Here is a 17,310-nt window from a genome sequence, read left to right as displayed (position 1 = left end):
AGGGAGTAGCTATGGGAGGTAGCTTAACCGCTGATGCCCAAAACTAGGTAAGTACATATCAACTATTCGCCAAAGTGAGATGCACCCCCTAAATATCGACTCGAAGAGATGGATTGTATTGGGCGTGTTGAAACCCTCGCCGAGGATATTCAACAGATTACCAATGTCCTTCAGATTGAGCCGATCGCTGTGCCGCACTTACGCAAGGCTGGGGCAAATCAGGATTATCGCAGTTATTATTCTGCCCGCACAAAGGCGATTATTGGCAAAATTTATCAAGCAGATTTAGAACGATTTGACTATCAGTTTTAAAGCGAGGTGAGGTGATCCACCGTCGCGAGTAGTGCAGCGCGATCGCGCCTTCCCACAAACCCGCCGTATTGATAATCCCCATCAGCATCAAACACGAAGACATGGAGCACTCCGAAGGGATTGTGCCAGAGTCGCAGGGTGGAGCCGTCGGGAAACCGGTGCTGGATTGGGGCGCGGGTGGCATCGCGGGGGTGAGCGTCGGTGATGCCGGGGACGGTGCGTAGGTGGGCGATCGCGCTGTGGTGGTCGCTGGGTGGAGGGAGGGGGGCGATCGTGGGGTGCGCCCAAAATTGGTGAATGAGCGGGATTAAGTCCGGGTGATTTTTCAGGGGGGCGTGGGCGTGGGGTAACGTCCGCTGCGTTGCGTGGTTGAATTGTGTCGATTGCACCAACACCGTGCGATCGCTGCCCCCATCCACATCCCCCGCGATGCTCAAGGTGGGAATCTGGGCCGCAATCTGGGCGGCGATCGCGCGACGATTTGCCCCCAAATCCGCCGCAATCCCAAGCCCCCACCCGAAGGGATCGAGTATCCGCCCCAAATCCGCCCCCCCCACCGGCGAAGCCACCAACACCAACGCCTCCACCCGACTCCACCAATCCGGATGACGCTGAAGCAGTTCCAACCAAATCAAACCCCCCATGGAATGCCCGATAATCCGCCACGGGTGATCGGGGTGGGTGCGTAGGGTTTGGAGCGCGGCCTGTTCAACCGTGGCGATCAATGGGTGAATCCGCCACCAAGTTTTCCACCAGCCGAGGTCGGGCGCGATGATTGTGGCGTGGGGGGCGAGGGATTGGGCGAGGCCTTGGATAGCGTGGTGAGTATCGGCCCAGCCATGTTGGGCAAAGAGGAGAAATGGTGAGGCTTGGGTCATGGGGCGGGATTGCATGGGTCGTTGGGCCTTGAGCGGGATCGGTCGGGGTCTGACAACTGCGGGATCACGATCTAAGATTAATTTTGGCTGGCCCGATGGGGGTGAGCGATCGCCACTGTTCTGGGGGATTAACTGTCATGCTGCCGAGTGATTTACTCAGTTATCGGTTTAATGGGGAAACGGTGATTCCGAAACGCTTGCCGTTAAGTGCGGCGATTCTTGACCTAGCCACAGAACAACTAGAATGTTTTGAATGTTGCGTGGGCAAAACCCAAGGGGAACTCGATGCAGAATTACAAGAGCTAGAAGGCGAGAGTACGGATTATCGAGTCCGGCGGGGGTTTGCCCATATTTTACGCAATAGTTTTAGTACGTTTGAGATTGTTAGTCCGTTGGAGCCGCAGGCATTGCGCGATCGCACCTTTACCCTCGCCGCCGCCCAGCCCCCCTTACCCAACCAACGCACCCAAACCCTCGAAACCCTCGCCCACCACCTCAGCCAAGAACTCAAGCGCCCCGTCACTCCCCTCGATCTAGACCACGGCCTCTATGCCGATTTACCCGAAAATCGCATTCTCACCAGCTTTGACCCTCCCACTCCCGAAGCTCTGATCCATCGTTACAATCTCTCACAAGTGCAGGGGATTTTTTATAAAGTCAGTGAGGTGATGATTAACGCCCATCGCAATGTGCCGGGGGAATATAAATTACTCTTTCGCTATCTCAAACTCTTTCAATTAATGACCTACATTGAAGGCGATGTGGATCATGGGTTTACGATTAGTTTAGATGGGCCGACGAGCTTATTTAAAACCAGTACGCGCTATGGGTTAGCCTTTGCGAAAATGCTGCCCGCATTACTCCATGTCAAAAAGTGGAGTCTCAGCGCCACCCTCCACCATAAAGATAGTTATACAAAAACCGTTAGAACGGGTCGATTCACCCTCAATGATCGCTGTGATTTAGTCACCCATTATGCACCGGGCAAGCCCTACGATAGTTTGCTCGAAGAATCCTTTGTGAAGCGGTGGCAAAAGACGAAAACAGACTGGCAATTGGAGCGAGAGGTGAATTTAATTCCGATTCCGGGGAGTGTGATGATTCCGGATTTTCGGCTCGTGCATCCGGATGGGCGGGATTATATTTTGGAGATTGTGGGGTATTGGCGACCGGAGTATTTACGCAAAAAGTTTAGTCAGGTGCGGCAGTCGGGTGTGGATAATTTGATTTTGGCAATTTCGGAGCGGCTGAATTTGGGGAAGGCGGGGGTTGATCCGGCGACGGTTCCGGCGCAGGTGGTGTGGTTTAAGGACAAGCTGAATCCGAAGGGGGTGCTTGAGGTGTTGGATTGTGGGGGGGACAAAAGGGGTTGAGGGGCGCGATCGCAGTTCATTGCAGCGAGGGTAAGGAGTGGCATTGAGGCAACAGAATCAAGGGCAGTCGTTGATCGCGGAACAGGGGGCGATCGCTGTTCCCCAACCAACCGATGCGGTGCTGGGTCAGACGATCGCCGCCCCCGATCATGGTTTGGTCTTGGGGGGCATTCCGGCCCTAGAGCATCGCCTCCATGACCCCGACCCACAACAGCGCCGCCAAGCCGTCACTGCCGCGATGTACTACGGCGGCGATCGCCCTCTCACCCCCCAAGATCCGGGGGTCGCGTTGGTGATTCGGGCGTTATTAGATGAGTCTTCTGTGGTACAACGCACGGCCTATCGACTCCTGCGCGATCAGCCTAATCCTAGGATTCAAAGGCTCCTGGGAACGTTTTTACCCTATACCTTATTTGATTGTCTCTGTCGAATTCCCGTCGGGGCTGCGCCGAGTTTGAGTCCGACCGGGCAAGCGATCGCCTATCAACGCGGCCACCATGTCATTGTCCAGGAATTAGCCACCCGGCGGATTCTGCTCAAAATTCCCCGCCTCGATCACCATCCGGAACGCTACGCATTGGGGAGTCAGGGTCAACTCTTGGTCCGTCTGATTGATGGCGAGCACAATCGCTTAGAAGTGTGGCAAGAGGGCGAACTCACCCAACAACTCTATCCCCACCACCATCATCGCATCCGGTGTCTGGCCCTCGCCCCGGCTGCGCCCTATCTGGTGACGGGGACGGTGACGGGGCAATTACAGCGTTGGGATCTCCGCAGCGGCACTGTCCAGCAGGCCACTAACCCACAGGGGCCAGGCTCCCGCCGTCAGGGGGCGATCGCCCTCACCGTCAGCAGCGATGCCCGCCTGATTGTCAGCAGCCACCGCAATCATACCGTCCAACTCTGGTATCCCCAGCACCGCCGCCGTCCCGCCGTTCTCCCCTGCCATGCCACCACCCTCGCCCTCAGCCCCAACCGCCACATCCTAGCGACTGCCCACTGGGCCAACGAAATCACCCTCTGGAATCTGCGGCAAAACACCCCGCTGGGACGGTTGCGATCACTCAGTATTGGCCGGGCGGATCAACTAGCGTTTTCACCCTCAGGGCGGATTTTGGCAAGTAGCGATCGTACCGGCACGATTCGCTTTTGGGACATCTATCAAGGCGACTGCCTCCACACCCTCCACACCCAAAACAGCCCCATCACCCAACTCATTTTCGCCGCCCAAGGTCACGCCCTCCTCAGTTGTCATGCGGATCAACACATTCGCCTCTGGGCTGTCCCATAATGGTCGCCCCCCAAAAAATCCCCCCCACTGTGACGACACAGCTAAAATAATGCTTAATTATAGGGTGGGTTAGGCGGCTTAAACTCCCGCTATCACTGCAAGTCAGTAATCCGCTGTAACCCACCAATTAACATGTGTCGTGACACTAGGAAGACGAAGGGTTTGCTTCGGTTTCCTGCGTTGAAGGTTCCTCCGCGTGAACCGTTTCCCTCTCCTCGTCGCTGGTTTCAACCGGGGTCGCGCTGGCGGAGGTTTTCGATTCAAGTTGAGCGTTCATTTTGACCGACTCTTCGATTTTTTCGGCTTCCCGCTTAAATTCATTCTGAAACTCATTGGTGGCATCTTGGAAGCTCCGGATTGTTTTTCCCAAGCTCCGGCCAATCTCTGGGAGTTTCTTCGGCCCAAAAATCAAGAGTGCAACTACAAAAATGAGCGCCATTTCCGGCAAGCCAATTCCAAAAATATTCATAGCCTAGGAGTGAACTGTACAAACAAAAAAACCCGGATAAACCGGGAGGGTGAACAAAAGCCAAGACCAAGCCATTGAATAACCTGAATTGAACTAGTCCGTGAGGTTCGTCCAATCAACATCAAACCCGTTCAGTAACAAGTCTGCGTTGTAAATTTGCAGAATAATCAGCAAAAAGACCAGAAAGAGAACCATGAAGACTCCCATAACCGGAGTTGTTCCCCAACCAGGAGACACTTTACCATATTCGGAATTGAGGGGCTTAAGCCGGTCGCCCAACCATGTGCGTTGTGACATAGATGAATCTCAAGTGAGCGTTTATTAAGGGTTGTGGGGCATCTTCGCTGTTACTGAGAACAGCGGATCGGGGCGGACGTTGGGCAGCGATCGCACATGAAACGCGACTCGTCTAGCCGGTGTCTACCGTTGATGCCATGACTGCAAAGGCAGATGATCACAGCCTGCCCACGAAGGACAGAACCTGGAATCCAATCACTCGTAGTATTATAGAGCTATCGGTATCATAATTTTAATCTTTAACGATGGAATCTGAAACAGTTTTTATTGTTGGCATTGGTGCGCTTGTCATCGCCGCCACCGCCTATTCAATCTATATTTCCTTTGGCTCGCCCTCGGCCGAACTGAATGATCCCTTTGAAGACCACGAAGATTAATCCGTCTCAAAATTGACCAGATTCTAGGGGTTGAGCCGTTTTCAATCCCTTTTTTGCGTGGGCGATCGCGGCACATCAACGATCGCATCCGGTTCGATCTGAAAACTGGCAATTTGCCAGGGGGTAAGGGTGGAGTCTGGGTTAGCTTGGGGCTGTTCTAAGAGATTGACGCGATCGCTGACGGGCCAAGTCAGTAACCCCTGGGGATCGAACCTGGCAGCCTCGCCGCTGGCTTCATAGAGACGCACTAGATAGCAAAGGGGCTCGTCTTCGCTTTGTTTCACCGCCATCAACACCAGGTTATCGTCGGACAGGGTGAGGAAACTGCCCTGGGGTGGCAGGGAACCACCGGACAGGCCCGGATGAGGGATAACAGCGGGGGGCTGGTTGAGTTCGTAGCCGTGGTGGACAGTGCGGGCGGTGCGCCAGTTGCCGCTGTGGGGGTAAAGGCTGTAGGTGAAGTGGTGAATGTGGCGATCGCAATCCGGATCGGGCCACACAGGACTCCGCAACAGACTTAAGCGCAATTGATTCGGCTTCACATCATAGCCATACTTACAATCATTCAACACCGCCACCCCATAGCTGCCATCGCTCAAGTCCGCCCACCGCAGGGCAGGAATTTCCCATTTAGCTTGTTCGGCGGGGGTTTGGGGTCGGGTGGGACGGGAGATCGTGCCGCAGGGCATTTCCGTTTCGACAGTGTCGGCGGTGAGGGTGAGGGGAAAGGCGGTTTTGAGGAGAACGTGGGTTTCGCGCCAATCGATGCGGTTGCGGATATCGAGGCGGGGACTGTGGACGTTGAGGATGTAGTCTTGGGTGATCGTGGATTCGTTGAATCGGAATGTGACCCGGAGACGCGATCGCACCTCGCCCCATTCCAACCACTGCCATTGCTCTAGTTGCGGCCCCGGCAATGGATGTTGCTCATAGGCAGGGTCAATGTTCCAAGCATCCCAATATTGACCCTGATCCTGGAAGGTTTGGAGGAGATTACCGGGCCCGCGCAAGACTTCGCGCTGGGCTTGTTTATCCCAAAGTTGCTGAATGTTGCCGGTGTGCGGATCGATGATCACGGCTAGGTGTTCGTTGTTTAACCGGGGTTCTGCTGGACAGGGCGCGTTGGGCGGTAAGGGGTCTGAGCCGAGCCAAACGAGGGTATAGCCGACGGAGGGCAGAGCCGGAATAAACGCGATCGCGCCCCCGTCATGATTCGCCTGGGTTGGCAGCGGTTGTCCCGTTGCGTCATAAAGTTGTCCCACCCTCGGCAGTTCAATCACCGCGTCCCGTTGCCAGTTGAGGGGGTTGAAAATGAGCAGCGGTTGGGCGTTGGCAATGGGGCAGGGGGGGGGAGGGATATGCGAGGCGATCGCTTCTAGGGCCTGTTGCTGAATCCCTTGGGCTGTGGTCAAGGCCGCTTCCCACTGGGGATTCGCCTGTTCAAACACGGGACGGATCGAGGTGCCGGGTAAGATATCGTGAAATTGATTGAATAAGACCTGTTTCCACCCTTGCTCTAGGTCGGCGTGGGGGTAGGTAAACGCGGCGAGACGAGAGGCGATCGCGCTCCACAATTCCGCCTCAAATAGCGCCGCCTCACAGCGCCGATTAAACCACTTCTGATCCCCATGTACCGTATAGCAACCGCGATGCAGTTCTAAATACAGTTCATCCGCCCACACCGGCAACGCCTCTTGTTGCGCCAATTGCCCTAAATATTGCGCCGCCGTTGTAAACCTCACCCGTGGAAAACAGGGGGACTGTTGCCAGCGACGGCTTACTGTCAACATATCCCGACTCGGCCCACCGCCATGATCCCCCACCCCCGGCAACCAAAACACATCCCGCAATCCCGTTTGTTGCTCCCATTGCACGCTGTAATTCGTCATCGTGATCGGGTCGGTATCCATCACCCCGGTCACATTCGGCGGTGACATCAAGGTCAGGAGGCGCGTCCCGTCTGGTGCTTCCCACCAGAAAAACCCATGGGGAAATTCGGTGCGATCGTTCCAGTGCAGTTTTTGGGTAACGAAATAGTCAATGCCGCCTTGCTTGAGGAGTTGCGGCAGTTGCCAACAAAAGCCAAAACTATCGGTTAACCAAGCGACAGAGGTGATTTTGCCGAACTTGGCAGCGGTGTAGCGTTGGCCGTAGAGCAGTTGCCGGGCAATACTTTCGCCACTGGGTAACAACACATCCGGCTCAATCCACATTCCCCCCACGGGTTCCCATCCTCCCGCCTTGACGGCTGCCTGAATTGCGGCGAATAGTTGCGGCCGGTGGGTTTCCATCCACTGGTAGAGGGCGGGGCTGGTGTGGCAAAAGGTGAGTTCTGGGAAATCCTGTTGGAGGTTGAGGACGGATTGAAAGGTGCGCTCGGCAACATCGTAGGTTTCTGCCAATTCCCAGAGCCACGCCATATCAAGGTGAGCATGGCCGAGGATGTGGAAAGTGCGGGTTTTGAGGTCGGCGGCGAAGGGGATGAGGGCGGTGTGGAGGTGCTGGAGGTGCTGCTGCCATTGGGCCGGATCGGGGTCGTGGGGCCATTGGATGGGGGTTAAGGTTTGTTCAAGGTGGGGTAATTGCTCCGGATTGAAGGTGAGGAGGTAGTGACTGAGGACGGCGAGTTCATCGGCGACGAAGCCGGGATCGAGGGCAGTGCTGAGATGGGGGTGATCGGGGCTGAGGTGGGGGGCTTCGTAACGGAGGTGCGATCGCATCAAAGCACCGATGTCATGGTTGGGGCTAACGAGACGGATCGCGACGGCGATCGCCGCTCCCGGTTGAGCGTTAGGCGTGAGCAAAACCCGCGCCGAGGAGTCGAACAAGTCTCCCGCCTGGACCTGTTCGCCATTACAGAAAATTTGCGCATCCTCAGCCCACCAGGTCAAACAGAGCCGCAGCGCCATCCCGGCGACGGGGTAGCCCTTCAGGGTTGCCGGCAGCGTGAAGGATTGCCACAGCCAGCGCACTCGTCGCCCTTTTTCCCAGACAATATAGCCCTTGGCATTGACGGTAGCGGGGTTCCAGGTGGCTGGGTTGAAGGACGAAGGCACTGTGGCAACATCCACATCGTGCCAGAGCCATTGGGATTGCACATCGAGGTGGGCGCGATCGCGGAGCATTTGGATCGTCTCGTCAATCACGGTACGGGCGTGATCTTGGGCTAAGGATTGAGTCTGTTCCACCTAAAGCTCTCCGCGGCCTTGGACAACTTGCTTAATGGTCATCAAGCTTTCAACCCCAATCAGGCCCCGTCGTCGGCCTTTTTGGTTGGAAATGCCCAGAAAAATCGAATCGCTCTGTTTCGGGTTGCGAGAAAAGCGCGGCGATGCGTTGATATACACCAGCGCACTATTGACGTTTTGGGCAAAATGGCGACTTTCGGCGTAGGATTCCGTGACGAGACAATCGGCGTGGTTGCTGCTGTGTTGGTTCATCCAAGCGATCGCCGCATCTAGATCCTCCACGAGCTTAAAACTGATGATTTTTTTCAAATATGCCAGCTTCCACTCTTGGGGCTGCATGGGTGTTAATAACTCAGAAAACTGCTCAACCAGTTCCGGTTCTGCCCGCAGGCTAAACCCTTGCTCTTGGAGGGTGACAAAAAACCGCATCAAAGAGGAGCGTGATTGCGATTGATTGAGGAGCACTTTTTCGATCGCATTCACCGGATCGGGTTCGCTGGCATGGCTATCGAGAATCATCGATCGCGCCAGGTCTAAATCCCCGGAAGGCGAGCAATACAGGTAGCAATTGCCCATCGCGGTGCGGAGGACGGGGACGGTGGACTGTTGGCTAATGTGTTGGACAAAACTGGCACGACCGTAGGGAATAATTAAGTTGACATAGGGGTCTTGGGTGATCAACTCTGCCATGGAAATGCCTTCTTCGCTCGAAATCCATTCAATTGTGCCGGGGGGCAGTTGGGCCGTGGCGATCGCTCGCTGTAACACCTGGGCAATGACGGCGTTGGTATGGCTCGCCTCGCTCGTGCCTCGCAAAATCAACGCATTTCCCGTGCGCAGACACAGCCCCGCCGCGATCGCCGCCAATTCCGGAAAGGCTTCATACACCAGCGTGATCACCCCAAGGGGAACCAGTTGGCAATAGGTTTGGGATGAGGCGATCGGATAGGGTGCGCCCATCACCCGCAGCAGCGGATCAGCACTTTCCCCCAGTCGATAGAGCAGTTGGATCGCTTGTTGCAGCCGTTCTGGGGTGAGCTTGAGCCAGTCTTGCAACACGTCAGACACCGCCATTTCGCGGCTAATTTCCAGATCCAAGGTGTTCGCTTCTAAAATTTCTGCCTGGGCTGCGTCTAGGCCCTCGGCCATGGCTTGAATCCCACGACTACGCTCTAACCCTGTCTTAACAGCTAACTGGAGGGAGGCCTCATCAACCCGTTGGGCAATGGCGGTGGCGAGGGGAAGTTTAGAAGACATTGTCTATATTATTGGCGGTAAGATAACCAGAACATCAACCCAGGTATGACGATTAGGAGAATTAAGAGGCACAAACCATAAATCAGGTTGTTTGCGATCGCTTGATTCAGGATCAAAACACAAACAATCGTCCCTAACAATAGACCAAATAACTCTAATGTGGTGAATTTATGCAGAGGATCGCGGCGGGGCACTGACTTCCAGGTTTTGCCAGTCCAACGCCAACGGGGTCGCTGGGGGCGGGTGGTGACAATCTGCTCAAGATACGTCCCTTGCTCGGTCACTTCAAAGAGGTGTTGACAGCGATCGCACCCAAAGGCATCGGTGAGCGTAATTCGCTGCAACCGACCTCGCCGACAGGGACAGGGATAATCACAGGTCAGATCAATGGGGCGGGATGGAGGGGACACTCAGCACAGCAGGAACGACGACAGAGATCATTTTGATATGATATTGAACTTTTGCCGTTGCTGTCTGTATCTATGCGATCGCACCCCCAGATCCACCATCAGATCGCAGTGACCCTAAGATGGCTCATACCAACTGGCTCGCCAGGCCGCCTCAGCCGTGGCGACAGATTCTTCTCGCTTCAGGGTGTGGTATTGCTTGGCCAGACGATGGGACTGGGCCCGCAACTCCCGCAATTTACTCTGGTAGGCCGCCACCTGAGGTTCTGCAAATTCAATTTCCGCCAACCGCAGCCGCACTGCCGTCACCTGCACCATCCCAGCGGCGCGATCGCCTTTAACCTGTTCCGTTTCCACCAACACATTCAGCAAGTTGGGCATTTGACCCACACTCCCTTCATCGGACTGCATCGCCGCTTCAATCACCTTCGGGGGCAATTTGTGAGCCATAATCCCTTGCGATTGGAGGAGGCGATTGGCTTGGGTCGAAAGGGTTTTCAGTTGAGTAGCGATCGCGCCATCCAACTGCTTCAGCCACTGGGCAAACTCCACCGGATTCGTGGGGGGAAGCCCCACATCAGTCTCCTCCTCCGTCGCCTCATCCTCCCCATCTACGGTCTCATCATCGTCATCATCATCGTCGTCGTCGTCATCGTCATCGTCCTCATCCTCGTCATCCGCCGCCAACAAATCCAAGTCCGCCTCGATCGTAATAAACTCAATCGACCCATCCTCATCCTCGTTATTCGCCTTTTGTTCAAACTGCTCCCGCTGCTCCAGTAACTTTTCTTTGAGCAGTTGGAGTTGTTCGGGGCTGATGGGCAACTTATTAAAAATAGGGCTGCCGGAGGAGGACGAGGGTTGAGGGGAGCGCAAGGGGCGATCGAGTAAGCCCGGTAACTGAGTCGCAGCCTCCCGGCCTAGGACTTGAATCGCCTGTTGGAGTTGTTCGCGATCGCCCACAGACAACGCCAAAAACTCCGTTGGATAAGTACTCGTACAAATCTGATAGGTGACTAAAATCAGTTGACGCTGAATAGACGCGCCCAAACTCACCAGATATTGACCATATTGCTCCCGAAATCGCCCCTCAAACTCCGCAAACTGAGTTGCGATCGCCTCAAGCTCCCGTTCAATTTTCTGGAGGGATTTACTCATGAAAACACTCCCATACTTCACTACCGATCAACAATTAGGTTATGAGTCAAAACAACCCATAACCTAACTGTCATCTCATCAAAATCCAGCGGTGAATCCTGACGAATCCTTACGCTTGTCCCGTTTGGGCAGCCACTTCCGCCGCAAAATCAGTCTCCTGCTTCTCAATCCCCTCACCCAAGACAAAACGGCTAAAGCGGCGGATCTCAATTTTTTCACCAATCTGACCACTTACCTGCTTCACCATTTCATCCACCGTGATGCCTTGATCCTTCACATAGGGTTGATCCAACAAGGAAACTTCCTTCAGACGCTTAGAAATGCGTCCTTCAATGATTTTTTCCTTAATATTGTCGGGCTTATTGCCGAGATCATCACGACCCATTTCGATCGCCTTCTCTTTTTCGACAAATTGCGTCGGAATATCCTCAACCCTGACATATTCCACATTCGGGCAAGCCGCCACCTGCATCGCCACGTTGCGAACAAGTTCTTGAAACTCATCGCGGCGGGCCACAAAGTCCGTCTCACAATTCACTTCCACAAGCACACCCACACGGCCCCCCGTATGGATATAGCTACCCACCAATCCTTCGGCTGCGACGCGGCCCGCTTTTTTCTCCGCTGAGGCAATCCCCTTCTGCCGTAGCCATTCATTGGCCTTTTCCATATCGCCCCCGGCTTCTTTGAGGGCTTTTTTACAATCCATCATCCCCGCGCCCGTTTTGTCCCGGAGTTCTTTCACCAGGGCCGCAGATATTGTTCCGGCTTTGGGTTCTGCTTTGGGTTCTGCTTTGGGTTCTGCTTTTGCTGCGGGTGCTGCTGCGGGTGCTGCTGCTTTTGGAGCTTTTTTGTCTGATTTGTTTTTCTTTGCCATGACGTTTTTTAGGGTAAGGATATCCTGCTGAATGCATTCACTATTGTGACATCCACTCCCGCCCTGTCGAAACAGGCTGAAGGAGCGTTTCCGATGCTCTTGCCTCGATTCCGATCCGAATCAAGGTTATCCTAATTCAACGCTTTATCACCCTACGGCTGGATTGGCAGTGGGGTCAGGGATGGCCTCAGCCCTCATCGGAGCACATGTCACCGTCATTAACCGTGCATTGTGCATCACCACAAGAGCCAAGGCATCCCCCAATGCGTTGGTGCGAACACAAGGGAAGAGTTGCTGTTACTCTTCGCTGTCGCCGCTGGTGGCGGGTTCGGTGTTCACGGCGATCGCCTCTTCGCCACTCGCCTCAAAGGTCTCGCTTTCCTCGTCGTCAAACTCACCCTCGGCGAGTTCATCGTCAAACTCTTCGTAGTCATCATCAACATCGAGTTGACCGTGGCGGCCTTCATAGATGGCATCCGCTAAACGACCCACAATCAATTTGATCGAGCGGATCGCGTCATCATTAGCCGGAACCGGAATATCCACCAAGTCCGGATCGCAGTTGGTGTCCAGCATCGAGACGATGGGAATATTCAGTTTTTGACATTCGAGGATGGCATTGTATTCACGGCGCTGATCGACGATAACGACAATATCAGGCGGACGACGCATATTTTTAATGCCGCCGAGATATTTTTGCAACTTCATCAACTCGCGCCGCAGCACAGAGGCTTCTTTTTTCGGGCGTTTGTCGAGGTTGCCGCTTTCTTCGAGATGTTCGAGTTCTTTGAGGCGATCGATCCGGGTGCGGATCGTTTCCCAGTTGGTGAGCATGCCCCCTAACCACCGTTGGTTAATGAAGTAAGCACCACAGCGGGCGGATTCTTGGGCAATGATGCCAGCGGCTTGGCGTTTGGTGCCGACGAACAAGACTTTTTTGCCTTTCTCGGCGGCGGTGCGCATATATTCATAGGCTTCGCCCATGAGTTGCGCCGTTTGCACCAAGTCAATGATGTGAACCCCGTTGCGGGCGGTGTAGATGTAGGGGTCCATTTTGGGATTCCAGCGGCGGGTTTGATGCCCAAAATGTACGCCAGACTCTAAGAGACTCGCGAGTGATACGACTGCCATGTTTTTTGTACTCCTGTTTCGGGTTTATCCTCCATCTGAGCTTGCATTTCGCCACCAGGGCGAAACACCCGAAATCTCAGATGTGCGATTTTTGACAACTTTACTAGGGTAGCACGGTGGGGCGGTGGTGATGCGCTTGAGACCCTAGGGCCGCAGCGAGCGAGAAGCTCGCACTACAGAAGCTTGCACGACGGAGGATGCCAGCCCTGGGAGTGTGAGTAGTTGATCTCTCTCGTTAGGGCCGTAGCGAGCTAGAAGCTCGCACTACAGAAGCTTGCACGACGGAGGATGCCAGCCCTGGGAGTGTGAGTAGTTGATCTCTCTCGTTAGGGCCGTAGCGAGCTAGAAGCTCGCACTACAGAAGCTTGCACGACGGAGGATGCCAGCCCTGGGAGTGTGAGTAGTTGATCTCTCTCGTTAGGGCCGTAGCGAGCGAGAAGCTCGCACTACAGAAGCTTGCACGACGGAGGATGCCAGCCCTGGGAGTGTGCGCCTCTGGCTCACTCTTGCGACAGAGGCTCTGGCTTACTCCTGCGGCAGAAATTCGGACGGCAATCCTGTGCAGCAAGAGGGGCCGGGATTAACAAGGCTGATGAACGTGATTGGAGATTTTTAGGGTGTTTTCGCGGCACGGCGGGGTGGGATGTGGGATGCTAGGGACAGGGATAAGCTGCGATCGCAACTCCCGCCCCATGTGAATCCATCGTGGGATCTTGCCCTCCCGTTGAAAAAAATTTTTACCCTAATTTCCCATGGGAAAAATCTCACGGATGGCAATGAGTATAAATACCCAACACCTTAACGGGCGGTCGATTGCTCCGTTTTCGCTATTCCTGCGATCGCCGTTCCCGCGTCCCAAACCCCCATCAAGCGATGACCATACTCTTTGCTGAATCTTTAAGATTCTGTTACAAGGAAGGTAGGAAGTAAATTTTTGTAACAAACGTTGTGAGCAGCGCGGACCTTAGTTTTATGTTTGGTGGCTTTATCGGCTCGAACTCCTCCCAAAAACCAGATTGGGGAGAGGATCTCCTCAATAGCGTTGCTAGCAACACCCTGCGGCATCTGTTTACTCAAAGTGACATGGTCGATGTCAAGGTGCGCTGCAACCCCTCTAGCAAGCTTCTCCAAGGAAGTATTGATAGCTTCAAGATGAACGGTCACGGCTTGGTCATCCGGCGGGACTTTCGCACCGCTGAATTGTCCTTTGAAACCGACGCTGTTGCCATTGACTTTGGCTCGCTGCTCAAGGGACAAATTGCCCTGAAACAACCCACGCAAGCGGTGGCCCTCGTCAAACTAACCGAAGAAGATATTAACAGCGCGTTTTCAGCCCCCCTTGTCCGGCAACGCCTCGAAGGCCTCACCGATGAACGACTGACGAATCTCTCCGGGGGGCAGCCGGTATCGTTTAACGAGATCAGCCTCAAGCTATTGCCCGACAATCGGATTAAGTTATTCGCCAAGGCGAATCTCACGAATAAGATTGTGCCGATCTGCTTCAGTTGTGAGTTGGGCTTGGCGAAACGGCGGCGGATTACCTACGAAGCGGCTGAATTTATGGCTGATGAAATCCCCACGGCAGAACAGGGCCTCTCTAAAATTCTGATGGGTATTTTGGTGGAAATCCTCAATGAAATGGTGGATCTTGACCGCTTTAATCTGGATGGGGTGACGCTGCGGATCAACCGCTTGGAAACAAAAGGCGCGACCTTGAACTTTAGCGGCTATGCCCAAATTGAACGAGTGCCGCGTACAGGCTGAGGTTAGCTCGGCGGAAGTAGGGAGGCGATCGCCTCGGCCAAGGCTTCGGGTCGCTGGGAACCAATCAACACAGGTCTGCCGCTGGTGAGTTCAACCCAAACACCGCGATCGCCCTGCACGGTATAGGCCACACTCGACCAGCCGCGCCGAATCCCCCACCCGCCGTAGTCTCTGAGGGGGCGATAGGTGAGAGCTTTGCAGGATCGAATGCGATCGCGAGCAATTTCACGCCGTTTCAGGGGAAAATAATGAATCAAAATCCCGTCTTCGCTGACCTCAGCTTTGAGCTTCATCAACGCAAATAGCACCGTATTCAAGCAGGCTACCCCCACCACCAAGAGCAACACCCACACTGGGCTAGGGTCGGGGCTAGAGCCAAACACGCTATAGAGGGTCACGGCAATGACAACGCCATTAATCCCCAGTAATAATGCCCAGAGCCAGCGTTGGCGAAATTGTTGCACCTCTTGAAAGAGGAGAGCGCGATCGTGTTCTGTGGTCATTGGTTTTCACTCCATACCCGTTTTAGACCTATCTTGGCTCACGCCACCGCATGAACAGAGCGATCGTCTCTACTTTGTTACGTTGGTTTTGAGGATTCCCCCCCATTTCTGAAGCCCGACAGCGGTAATGGTTCGGAAACGCCCAGGGCTGAGTTTGAAGCTCTATAATGAAACCACGTTAGCTCCTGTTAGAGGGTTGCTCAGCACAGAAACGACTACGGTTCCAACGGTTCTATGATTAACCCGGCCTTGCAATACCCGATCTTCGGGGCAGAGATTCATTGTCCCCACTGTCGCCAAGCGATCCCGGCGTTAATGCTCACTGATACCTACCTTTGTCCTCGCCACGGCGCATTTGAAGCCGATCCCAACACAGCAGAATTAGTCCATCTCCAATCGGGCCGACATTGGCGGCAATGGAACGAAGAATGGTATCGCCAGCATACCCATCCCGATGGAATTCGGTTTGAAATTCATGAAGCCCTCGATCGCCTCTATACCCAAGGCTACCGAGCCACACAGGTTACGATCGCGCACCGTTATCAAAGCCTTGTCAGTTCTTACCTAGAGCGGAGTAGTGCTTGGCGTAGTCCGGACACGGATGCAAAAGTGCCCCGGCTGTATGGGTTACCGGTTGTGTTTAGCCCAGACAGTAGTGATGATCCCTGTTGGGATGTGATCAACTTCAAATTAGAAAAAGAGCCGGGTGTACCCGTGCGTTACCCCTACTTTCGGTTATTTGACTAGGACGATCACCCGTCCTCTCAACAGCCGATCTCTTCACCGGCAGGGGCTGAAAACAGGCTTGCTGGCGTTTCGGTGTGCTTGCCACTGTGTTCGGCGGTTTCCATTGCCATGGTCAGTTGTTTGAGCAACGATTCTGCTTCTGCGTCATGGGCAGCCCGGCGACCGCTGAGATAGAGAGTCAGGTTTTGGAGGAGGGGTTGGGGAATATCCATAGGGTGGGTTGTCACGATAGGGGGTTAAAGGTAGCCATTGAGGAAATCATAGAGGGATTGATCCAACGGCTCAAAGATTTCATCATCCCAACAGGGTTCGGGCCAGAGGGATTTTGACGCTCATCCAGCTAACACTGCGTGTATAGCTGGAGATTCCCCATTCACAGACACGTAGGGTGTAACAGGCTCACCCTGCTAATTGAGAAAGTTCCCTTGGCCGATCGCACTGTAGGCAGCGCGGATCGAATCATAGTCTTGGTCTTGCATGACTGTGAGAGTTGATCCTTCATATTTACGCTCATGGGTAGCGATCGCCGTCGTTAACGCCGCTTCATTGGCCAGCATTTTAGCTTGGATTGCGGTTACCACATCCGCTGCAATATGGCTGCCCGCAATCAAAACATCACTGGGCAATAATGGCCCACGTTGCAAGATGACAAACTGTTCCGGTGCAGCCTGACTCATGTCCTCATAGTCAGTGAACGACCCTCCCCACGCCTCCACCTGCCCCGATCGCAGCGCCGCCGTACTGCCATCATCACCGAGCATTTCCACGGTTAAATCTTGCTGCGGATCTAAACCCGCTTCAACCAGCATCGCGATCGGCCCCAAGTGACCGCTGGTTGATCCCACATCCGACAGGGCCAGCGTTTTGGACTTGAGATCAGCGATCGCCTTAACCTCACTCTCGGCTCTTGTGGCCAACACCGAGCGATAATTCGGGCGGGTAATGCCAATCACCGACACTGCATTGGTTCGCGCCTGGATCACCACATATTCCGATGGCCCCACCAAGGCTAAATCAATTTGACCATCCTTCAACAACACCGCCCCCGAAATCTGATCATCCACCGGCACAAATTCCACCTCTGTCGCCAAAGCCTGAGCGAGGGCAGCCCGCAACTCAGAATAATTAGCTATGTCATGACAGTAGGGTGCTGTTAGCGAAGCGTAACGCACCGTCACCTTAAGTTTTGGACATTCAAGATGAGCCAAATATTAAGTCTTGACTCTGCACCAGTTAACTAGAACGTAAGGATTCAGGTACTTGAAACGCAGTCACAGCGAG

At 54.3% G+C, this 17,310-nt stretch carries 18 protein-coding genes; 6 read left to right on the top strand and 12 right to left on the bottom strand.

Features of this window, described 5'->3' with window-relative positions:
* Window positions 1-108: 108 nt before the first annotated feature.
* Entirely contained in the window at window positions 109-312 is a 204-nt protein-coding gene (locus SPI6313_RS14895; RefSeq protein WP_072621712.1) for a hypothetical protein, read from the top strand.
* On the opposite strand, the gene SPI6313_RS14890 is transcribed toward SPI6313_RS14895, so the two are convergent.
* Window positions 309-1,205, bottom strand: a complete 897-nt coding sequence (locus SPI6313_RS14890) for an alpha/beta fold hydrolase (RefSeq protein WP_217650621.1) — start codon at window positions 1,203-1,205, stop codon at window positions 309-311. The two genes, SPI6313_RS14895 and SPI6313_RS14890, sit on opposite strands and share 4 nt — an antisense overlap.
* A gap of 122 nt (window positions 1,206-1,327) precedes the next feature.
* Between SPI6313_RS14890 and SPI6313_RS14885 the strand changes: the two genes are divergently transcribed.
* The gene (locus tag SPI6313_RS14885; protein ID WP_072623161.1) at window positions 1,328-2,563 is read left to right on the top strand and encodes a DUF790 family protein; all 1,236 of its coding nucleotides are present in this window, start codon (window positions 1,328-1,330) and stop codon (window positions 2,561-2,563) included.
* Between the two features lie 43 nt (window positions 2,564-2,606).
* On the top strand, window positions 2,607-3,854 hold the full coding sequence (locus tag SPI6313_RS14880; protein ID WP_139276656.1) for a WD40 domain-containing protein: 1,248 nt from the start codon (window positions 2,607-2,609) through the stop codon (window positions 3,852-3,854).
* Window positions 3,855-3,999: 145 nt separating this feature from the next.
* On the opposite strand, the gene SPI6313_RS14875 is transcribed toward SPI6313_RS14880, so the two are convergent.
* Both SPI6313_RS14875 and psbH read right to left on the bottom strand, forming a co-directional pair.
* Complete coding sequence (locus SPI6313_RS14875; RefSeq protein ID WP_072621710.1) at window positions 4,000-4,323, bottom strand: TatA/E family twin arginine-targeting protein translocase; 324 nt, start codon at window positions 4,321-4,323, stop codon at window positions 4,000-4,002.
* 93 nt (window positions 4,324-4,416) lie between these two features.
* Entirely contained in the window at window positions 4,417-4,620 is a 204-nt protein-coding gene (gene psbH / locus SPI6313_RS14870) for a photosystem II reaction center phosphoprotein PsbH (protein ID WP_072621709.1), read from the bottom strand.
* Window positions 4,621-4,865: 245 nt separating this feature from the next.
* On the opposite strand from psbH, the gene psbN reads away from it, so the two are divergent.
* A complete protein-coding gene (gene psbN, locus SPI6313_RS14865; protein WP_072621708.1) occupies window positions 4,866-4,997 on the top strand; it encodes a photosystem II protein N in 132 nt (43 codons plus the stop codon).
* A 41-nt stretch (window positions 4,998-5,038) separates the two neighbouring features.
* Here psbN and SPI6313_RS14860 read toward each other — a convergent pair whose 3' ends face one another.
* The 6 genes from SPI6313_RS14860 to rpsB form a co-directional block, all read right to left on the bottom strand.
* Window positions 5,039-8,185: an alpha-mannosidase gene (locus SPI6313_RS14860; RefSeq protein ID WP_217650620.1), complete on the bottom strand. Its 3,147-nt coding sequence runs from the start codon at window positions 8,183-8,185 to the stop codon at window positions 5,039-5,041.
* Window positions 8,186-9,442 carry a glutamate-5-semialdehyde dehydrogenase gene (locus SPI6313_RS14855; protein WP_072621707.1) on the bottom strand — a complete coding sequence of 419 codons (1,257 nt, stop codon included), beginning with the start codon at window positions 9,440-9,442 and terminating at the stop codon, window positions 8,186-8,188.
* A gap of 8 nt (window positions 9,443-9,450) precedes the next feature.
* Window positions 9,451-9,786 carry a hypothetical protein gene (locus SPI6313_RS14850; protein ID WP_217650619.1) on the bottom strand — a complete coding sequence of 112 codons (336 nt, stop codon included), beginning with the start codon at window positions 9,784-9,786 and terminating at the stop codon, window positions 9,451-9,453.
* Between the two features lie 180 nt (window positions 9,787-9,966).
* Window positions 9,967-11,007: a hypothetical protein gene (locus SPI6313_RS14845; RefSeq protein WP_072621705.1), complete on the bottom strand. Its 1,041-nt coding sequence runs from the start codon at window positions 11,005-11,007 to the stop codon at window positions 9,967-9,969.
* Between the two features lie 109 nt (window positions 11,008-11,116).
* Window positions 11,117-11,884: a translation elongation factor Ts gene (gene tsf, locus SPI6313_RS14840; protein ID WP_084669048.1), complete on the bottom strand. Its 768-nt coding sequence runs from the start codon at window positions 11,882-11,884 to the stop codon at window positions 11,117-11,119.
* Between the two features lie 297 nt (window positions 11,885-12,181).
* Window positions 12,182-13,015, bottom strand: a complete 834-nt coding sequence (rpsB, locus tag SPI6313_RS14835; protein ID WP_072621704.1) for a 30S ribosomal protein S2 — start codon at window positions 13,013-13,015, stop codon at window positions 12,182-12,184.
* A 972-nt stretch (window positions 13,016-13,987) separates the two neighbouring features.
* Between rpsB and SPI6313_RS14830 the strand changes: the two genes are divergently transcribed.
* Window positions 13,988-14,779, top strand: a complete 792-nt coding sequence (locus SPI6313_RS14830) for an LmeA family phospholipid-binding protein (RefSeq protein WP_072621703.1) — start codon at window positions 13,988-13,990, stop codon at window positions 14,777-14,779.
* Window positions 14,780-14,781: 2 nt separating this feature from the next.
* Here the strand turns inward: SPI6313_RS14830 and SPI6313_RS14825 are convergent, their stop codons facing one another.
* Window positions 14,782-15,282 (bottom strand): hypothetical protein, encoded by a 501-nt coding sequence (locus tag SPI6313_RS14825; protein WP_072621702.1) that lies wholly within the window; start codon window positions 15,280-15,282, stop codon window positions 14,782-14,784.
* A 234-nt stretch (window positions 15,283-15,516) separates the two neighbouring features.
* On the opposite strand from SPI6313_RS14825, the gene SPI6313_RS14820 reads away from it, so the two are divergent.
* Complete coding sequence (locus SPI6313_RS14820) at window positions 15,517-16,029, top strand: TIGR02652 family protein (protein WP_072621701.1); 513 nt, start codon at window positions 15,517-15,519, stop codon at window positions 16,027-16,029.
* A gap of 17 nt (window positions 16,030-16,046) precedes the next feature.
* On the opposite strand, the gene SPI6313_RS14815 is transcribed toward SPI6313_RS14820, so the two are convergent.
* On the bottom strand, window positions 16,047-16,241 hold the full coding sequence (locus SPI6313_RS14815) for a hypothetical protein (RefSeq protein WP_072621700.1): 195 nt from the start codon (window positions 16,239-16,241) through the stop codon (window positions 16,047-16,049).
* 195 nt (window positions 16,242-16,436) lie between these two features.
* The gene (locus tag SPI6313_RS14810) at window positions 16,437-17,201 is read right to left on the bottom strand and encodes a phosphate/phosphite/phosphonate ABC transporter substrate-binding protein (RefSeq protein ID WP_175551152.1); all 765 of its coding nucleotides are present in this window, start codon (window positions 17,199-17,201) and stop codon (window positions 16,437-16,439) included.
* Window positions 17,202-17,310 lie beyond the last annotated feature (109 nt).

Origin of the sequence: Spirulina major PCC 6313, assembly GCF_001890765.1 — a bacterium.
Classification (GTDB): domain Bacteria; phylum Cyanobacteriota; class Cyanobacteriia; order Cyanobacteriales; family Spirulinaceae; genus Spirulina; species Spirulina major.
This window is presented reverse-complemented; position numbering and strand designations above follow the sequence as displayed.

Bases quoted from the DNA above. Each gene is read 5' to 3' on its own strand.
- SPI6313_RS14895 (WP_072621712.1), top strand. From the start codon at position 109: ATGGATTGTATTGGGCGTGTTGAAACCCTCGCCGAGGATATTCAACAG.
- SPI6313_RS14890 (WP_217650621.1), bottom strand. From the start codon at position 1,205: ATGCAATCCCGCCCCATGACCCAAGCCTCACCATTTCTCCTCTTTGCC.
- SPI6313_RS14885 (WP_072623161.1), top strand. From the start codon at position 1,328: ATGCTGCCGAGTGATTTACTCAGTTATCGGTTTAATGGGGAAACGGTG.
- SPI6313_RS14875 (WP_072621710.1), bottom strand. From the start codon at position 4,323: ATGAATATTTTTGGAATTGGCTTGCCGGAAATGGCGCTCATTTTTGTA.
- psbH (WP_072621709.1), bottom strand. From the start codon at position 4,620: ATGTCACAACGCACATGGTTGGGCGACCGGCTTAAGCCCCTCAATTCC.
- psbN (WP_072621708.1), top strand. From the start codon at position 4,866: ATGGAATCTGAAACAGTTTTTATTGTTGGCATTGGTGCGCTTGTCATC.
- SPI6313_RS14855 (WP_072621707.1), bottom strand. From the start codon at position 9,442: ATGTCTTCTAAACTTCCCCTCGCCACCGCCATTGCCCAACGGGTTGAT.
- SPI6313_RS14845 (WP_072621705.1), bottom strand. From the start codon at position 11,007: ATGAGTAAATCCCTCCAGAAAATTGAACGGGAGCTTGAGGCGATCGCA.
- tsf (WP_084669048.1), bottom strand. From the start codon at position 11,884: ATGGCAAAGAAAAACAAATCAGACAAAAAAGCTCCAAAAGCAGCAGCA.
- rpsB (WP_072621704.1), bottom strand. From the start codon at position 13,015: ATGGCAGTCGTATCACTCGCGAGTCTCTTAGAGTCTGGCGTACATTTT.
- SPI6313_RS14830 (WP_072621703.1), top strand. From the start codon at position 13,988: ATGTTTGGTGGCTTTATCGGCTCGAACTCCTCCCAAAAACCAGATTGG.
- SPI6313_RS14825 (WP_072621702.1), bottom strand. From the start codon at position 15,282: ATGACCACAGAACACGATCGCGCTCTCCTCTTTCAAGAGGTGCAACAA.
- SPI6313_RS14820 (WP_072621701.1), top strand. From the start codon at position 15,517: ATGATTAACCCGGCCTTGCAATACCCGATCTTCGGGGCAGAGATTCAT.
- SPI6313_RS14815 (WP_072621700.1), bottom strand. From the start codon at position 16,241: ATGGATATTCCCCAACCCCTCCTCCAAAACCTGACTCTCTATCTCAGC.